The 5,193-nt window shown below is 67.9% G+C and carries 4 protein-coding genes and 2 pseudogenes; 4 read left to right on the top strand and 2 right to left on the bottom strand.

All coding sequences use genetic code 11. From position 1 onward, the window contains the following. Positions 1-88 precede the first annotated feature (88 nt). The 4 genes and pseudogenes from AB0D48_RS37020 to AB0D48_RS37005 form a co-directional block, all read left to right on the top strand. A pseudogene (locus AB0D48_RS37020) lies at positions 89-356 on the top strand (ISAzo13 family transposase); the annotation flags it as partial. A 45-nt stretch (positions 357-401) separates the two neighbouring features. Beyond that, a protein-coding gene (locus AB0D48_RS37015) for an IS3 family transposase (RefSeq protein ID WP_362407635.1) occupies positions 402-1,609 on the top strand; the annotation gives its coding sequence in 2 pieces (ribosomal slippage) (positions 402-645 and positions 645-1,609; 1,209 coding nt in all). Positions 1,610-1,825: 216 nt separating this feature from the next. Continuing rightward, the gene (locus AB0D48_RS37010; protein WP_362407632.1) at positions 1,826-2,122 is read left to right on the top strand and encodes a hypothetical protein; all 297 of its coding nucleotides are present in this window, start codon (positions 1,826-1,828) and stop codon (positions 2,120-2,122) included. A gap of 27 nt (positions 2,123-2,149) precedes the next feature. After that, positions 2,150-2,413: a hypothetical protein gene (locus tag AB0D48_RS37005; protein WP_362407629.1), complete on the top strand. Its 264-nt coding sequence runs from the start codon at positions 2,150-2,152 to the stop codon at positions 2,411-2,413. Between the two features lie 294 nt (positions 2,414-2,707). On the opposite strand, the pseudogene AB0D48_RS37000 reads toward AB0D48_RS37005, so the two are convergent. Continuing rightward, positions 2,708-4,129 (bottom strand): annotated as a pseudogene (locus AB0D48_RS37000) (IS1380 family transposase). Positions 4,130-4,183: 54 nt separating this feature from the next. Further along, a protein-coding gene (locus AB0D48_RS36995; protein WP_362407627.1) for an IS5 family transposase occupies positions 4,184-4,992 on the bottom strand; the annotation gives its coding sequence in 2 pieces (ribosomal slippage) (positions 4,184-4,672 and positions 4,675-4,992; 807 coding nt in all). Between the last annotated feature and the right edge of the window lie 201 nt (positions 4,993-5,193).

Raw genomic sequence — 5,193 nt, 5'->3', positions numbered from 1 at the left:
AGGCGAACGGCAGGTCGGGGCGGAGCTGTTGGGCAGCGTCGAGGACGGTCCGGTCCCGGGGGGCCGGGAACGTGGTGACCCGGCCGTCCAGGACGCCCAGTTCCGCTATCTCAGCGAGCAGGCACGAGATCACAGGGACGCTGGTGACCCGGTGATCAGCGTGGACACCAAGAAGAAGGAGCTGGTCGGCGACTACAAGAACGCCGGGCACGAGTGGCGGCCCGCCCAGCAGCCCGTGAAGGTCAACACGCACGACTTCCCCAGCCAGGCCCAGAAGGCGATTCCGTACGGGATCTACGACATGGCGGAACACCGGCTGGGTGAACATCGGCACTGAGGCTGATCCTTCGGAGTGGACACCCTGGCAATGGATTCTTGATGGTTCAGGGAGGGATGTCCAGGTGGGGCGTAAGTCTCCGTATCCGGAGGAGTTCAGAAAGGACGCGGTTGCGCTGTATCGCGCCGCGGCCGGCAAGCGGACGTACGCTGCGGTGGCCGCGGATCTCGGTATCACCGCGGAGTCGCTGCGGACGTGGGTCCGCAAGGCCGAGGCCCAGGCCGTGCCCGAGGGCCGCGGCGGTGCGATCGAGGCAGTAGAGCTGGCCCGGCTGCGGGCGGAGAACGCCCGGCTGCTCAAGGCTGAGCAGGAGTGGCGGCTGGAGCGCGAGATCATTCGCCGGGCGGCCGCCTATTTCGCCCGGGAGGTGAAGTGAGTCCCAGCCGCTGGGCCTTCATCTCCGACAACCGCGCCGATTTCGACGTCAAGCGGATCTGCCAGGTGCTCGGGGCATCTCGCGTCGGCTACTACCGGCATCTGGCCACCGAGCAGGACCGCGCCGAGCGACGGGCCGAGGAGGCTCGGACCGTGAGCGAGATCCGCGCCATCCACCACGAGCACCACGGCGCCTACGGCGCCCCGCGCGTCCATGCCGAGCTGAGGGCGAGAGGGCGCAGGATCAACCGCAAGCGCGTGACCCGGCTGATGAGGGTCAACGACATCGTCGGCCGGCACTTGCGGAAGAGGAGGCGGACGACGATCGCGGACAGGACCGTGCCGCCCGTGCCGGACCTGGTGATGCGCGACTTCACCGCGGATGCCCTGAACACCAGGTGGTGCGGCGACATCACCTATATAGCCGTCGGGTCGGCGTGGCTGTATCTCGCCACGGTGATCGATATCTGTTCGCGGCGGGTGGTGGGCTGGTCGATCGCGGACCACATGCGCGCCTCGCTGGTCACCGACGCGATCGAGATGGCCGTGGCCACCCGCGGTGGCCGGGTGCGTGGTGTCGTTTTCCACACCGACAGGGGCGCCCAGTACAGCGCGGCCGCCTTCACTGACGTCTGCCGCCGGCACGGCATCCGCCGCAGCATGGGCCGGATCGGCTCGAGCTACGACAACCCCCTCGCCGAGTCGTTCTTCCAGGGCCTCAAGCGCGAATTGCTCCACGGACGCCGCTGGACCTCAAAGGCACAGACCCGGTTCGAGCTGTTCCGCTGGCTTTCCTACTACAACCGGCGCCGTCGCCACTCCGCGCTCGGCTACCTCACACCAGCAGAGTTCGAACAGCGACTGATCACGACACGTACGCTGTCACTCGTCGCATGAAACCCGGTGTCCACTCCCCGGGAGCAACCTCAGTGTCCTTGCACCGCCAAATCGCCCGCCCGTTCGAGCAGGCGTTCACGCACGCAAAGCTCGACGCGCTCCTGGCCCGCATCGCCGACCGCGAGCCGCACCTCCGACTCGCGGCTTGACGACCAGAATTTCCGGCCGCGTGTACTAGGATCCGCCGCTAGCATCACTCGATCGATAGGAGGCCCGATGATCGGCGTGCTCGTGACTTTCGCGCAGACCGACAAGTTCGATCGTTCAACTCTCGCAAAGATTGCCGGCGAACTCCGAGGACCGTTCGAAGGCATGGCCGGCCTTCGCTTCAAGAGCTTCATGCTCGACGAAGACGGCGTTCAGGCACGGAACTTCTACGTGTGGGATGACGAGGAGAAAGGCCGCGCCTTCTTCACGGAGGAGCTCGTCGACAAGGTGACGGGGATTTATGGCGTCCCGCCTAAAATCGAATATCTCGATATCGTGGGGTTCGTCGACAACTCTGGCACCTGAATCTCAAGGAGGCTGTCGCCCAAACCTTTGCTGTCCAGGCCGCTTTGGACCGTCGGGGCATGCCACAGAACATCCTCACATGCGATCGAGACCAACCGCTGCTGCCCCCTGCAGCCCCCTGACCTGCGCGACTGGCTGCCCGAGGACAAGCTCGCCTGGTTCGTGATCGAGGCGATCGAGCAGCTCCACCTCGAGCCCTTCTACGGCGCCTATCGCTCCGCCGGGCACGGCCGGGCTGCCCACGAGCCGACGACGATGCTCGCGTCCATACGGTCGCCCTGCGCGCCCTGATCGTCAGCATCGAGGTCACCGCCGGGTTAGCCGCGAACGATGGGGCTGCCCACCATCCCGAAGGGGCCTGTCTCCGCCCGGAGCCTGCGTCGTACGCTTTCCCTGGCCATCGCCCAGCGGCCCGGCGGGCTCCTTGCCGCGAAGGTGACTCTAACCTCGCTGTTTCGCTTGGGGTGACGAGGTGACGCTGTGGGGTCGATCGAGGTGGTATCGGGCGGTGGGCATGGTGGGGACCCGGCGCGTTGGTCGGGTTCTCCAAGGGTCTTTCGTGTCGTGGGGTGCCGGGGCGGCTGGTCAGTTGGCGGGGCGGGGTAGTGCGGCCAGGCGGTGGAAGGCGGCGGCGAGTTGTGTCGCCAGGGCCAGGTTGCTGAGCTCCGCAGGTGGAGGCGACGGCCGCCGCGGGTGATCCGGGCAGCGACGTGCAGGATCCGGTAGCGGAGTTTCTTGGGTTCGGCAGCCGCGAGTTCGCCGTCCAGCAGCAGGACGCGGGTCCAGGCCGGAAGGTCGATGGCGGCGAGGCTGAGTTCGAGCCAGGCGGCGTTGACGGAGAACAGGCGGGATGGGAAGCGTCCGAAGCCGGTGGTCTTGCCGCACCGGATGTGGTCCTCGACGGTGGCGTGTCCACGGTGGCGGACCTCCAGGAACTGGGCCGAGCCGCCGCCGGAGTACGGGGTGTCGGTGAGGAAGACCTGGTGCCGCGGGCCCTCGTCACTGTCGAACAAGGAGAGCTGGGCGCCGGGGTGCGGGCGTTGGCGGCGCACGATGATGCGGGTGCCGGCCGGGTAGCCGTTCAGGTCGACCATGCCGGTCAGCTCGGCGACCTCGGCGGACTCACGCAGGGTCCCGTCGGCGTCCAGGGCGGGATGCCAGACCTGTTGGGGCAGGGCGCGGATCGCGCGGCGGACGGGTGCGGTGACCGCGTATCCGACTGAGAAACGCAGGTGAAGGCCGTTGTCACGCAAGGCGCACAGATGTGTGAGGAACGCCTTCGCGCTGCCCGCGCTGTCGGTGCGGACCAGGATGTCGGTGCCGTGCCGGTGGGCGTCGGGGGTCTGCGCGAGGGCCTGGTCGAGCACGGTGATGTGACCGGCGGCGGTGTTGGCTCCGGCGTTGCCGGGCCGCAGCAGCCCGGACATCGCCTCGCCGGTGTTGGCCAGGAAACACAGCAACGGGTGGAACCCGAAGCCGCCTTTGTAGGTGGGTGCGGCCTGGTCTTTCTCGGAGTGGCAGGTGACCAGCGTGGCGTCGAGGTCCAGGACCAGGCCGGGCAGTTCGCGTCCGCCGGCCTTCACTGCGGGTATCGCGGTGCGGGTCTCGGCGGCCTGCAGCCAGGCCACCTCCCGGGCTGCGGCGCGGGCCGACCGCAGGCGGTCCAGTATGCGTGCGTCGACGGCGGCCAGCAGCCGCCAGGCCGTCGGCGTGGAGGCCACCGGGCCGAACACCTCGCGCTGGTCCCGCAGAACGGCCAGATCCGCGATCGCCTCGCCGCCGTCGGCGAGCATCACTGCGAGATCGGTGGCGATCCGGCCCGGGTCATGGCCGGTGCCGCGCGGCCAAAGCGGCCGGAGCACGGTGGAACCGGAGCACGGTGGAATACGCCGCCGTCAGCCCGGTCGCTTCGGCGAGGTCCGCCAGCAAACGTGCTCCGGCGTGCCCGACCACCCCCGATCCGTCAGTGGACACCACAAGCCGGGGCCGCGAACCGATATCCTTCACGCAGAAAGTGCCTTCCTCTGGCGACGACAGAACCCCTAAGAGCTCGTAACACGATCATGAGTCGGGCTTGTTGAGGCGTCGCCAGCAGATGAGGCTGCAGGCGAGGGAGACGAGCGCATTGTGGAGTTCGGTGCGACGTTCCCAGCGGACGGCGAGTCGTTTGAACTGGTGCAGGAGCGCGAAGGTCTGCTCGACGACGTAGCGGAGTTTGCCCATGCCCTTGATGTTCGGGGCGCCCTTGCGGGAGATGACGGGCAAGATCCGGCGTCTGCGCAGTTCATCGCGGTTGGGGTTGGAGTCGTATCCCTTGTCTCCGAGCAAGGCGTCCGGGCGTCGGCGGGGTCGGCCGGGTCGGCCTGCCACCGGTGGGATGCCGTCGACCAGGGCGAGGGTCTGGGTGACGTCGTTGACGTTGGCTGCGGTCGTGATGACTTTCAGCGGGGTGCCGCGTCCGTCGCAGATCAAGTGGTGTTTGCTGCCCGTCTTCCGCCGGTCGACCGGCGACGGACCGGTGTCGGCTCCCCCTTTTTCGCGCGGATGTGGGAGCCGTCCACGCACGCCCTCGACCAGTCGAGCCGGCCGGCCGCGTTCAGCTCGGCGAGCAGGATGCGGTGCAGCTGGTCGAAGACTCCGGCCTGCTGCCACCGCTCCAGGCGCCGCCAGCAGGTCTGCCCGGAGCCGAAGCCCAGCTCAGGTGGCAGGAGTTGCCAGGCGATGTCGTTGTGCAGGACGTACAGGATGCCCTGCAGACACAACCGGTCTGCCACCGGCCGCGGCCCTGGCGACCTCGTCGGCCAGGGCGGCAGCAGCGGCTCGATCAGTGCCCACAAGTCGTCGTCCACGATCCACGGCCGAGTGCTCACACACTCACGAACGGCCGAATCATCACACCGGTTACGCCCGACCAGGGCATCTCAACAAGATCCTGTTACGAGCTCTAAGGGTTGTCCCGTAAATGATCTTTGAGGTGGGCAGGGTCGGTCGCGGTGCGGTCCGCTGGCCTATCCGGCGATGGCGAGATTGTGCATGCGGGCGATGCCGAGGACGGCGTGGTGGACGCCGTC

The organism is Streptomyces sp. NPDC048269 (genome assembly GCF_040652395.1).
Lineage (GTDB): Bacteria > Actinomycetota > Actinomycetes > Streptomycetales > Streptomycetaceae > Streptomyces.
This window is presented reverse-complemented; position numbering and strand designations above follow the sequence as displayed.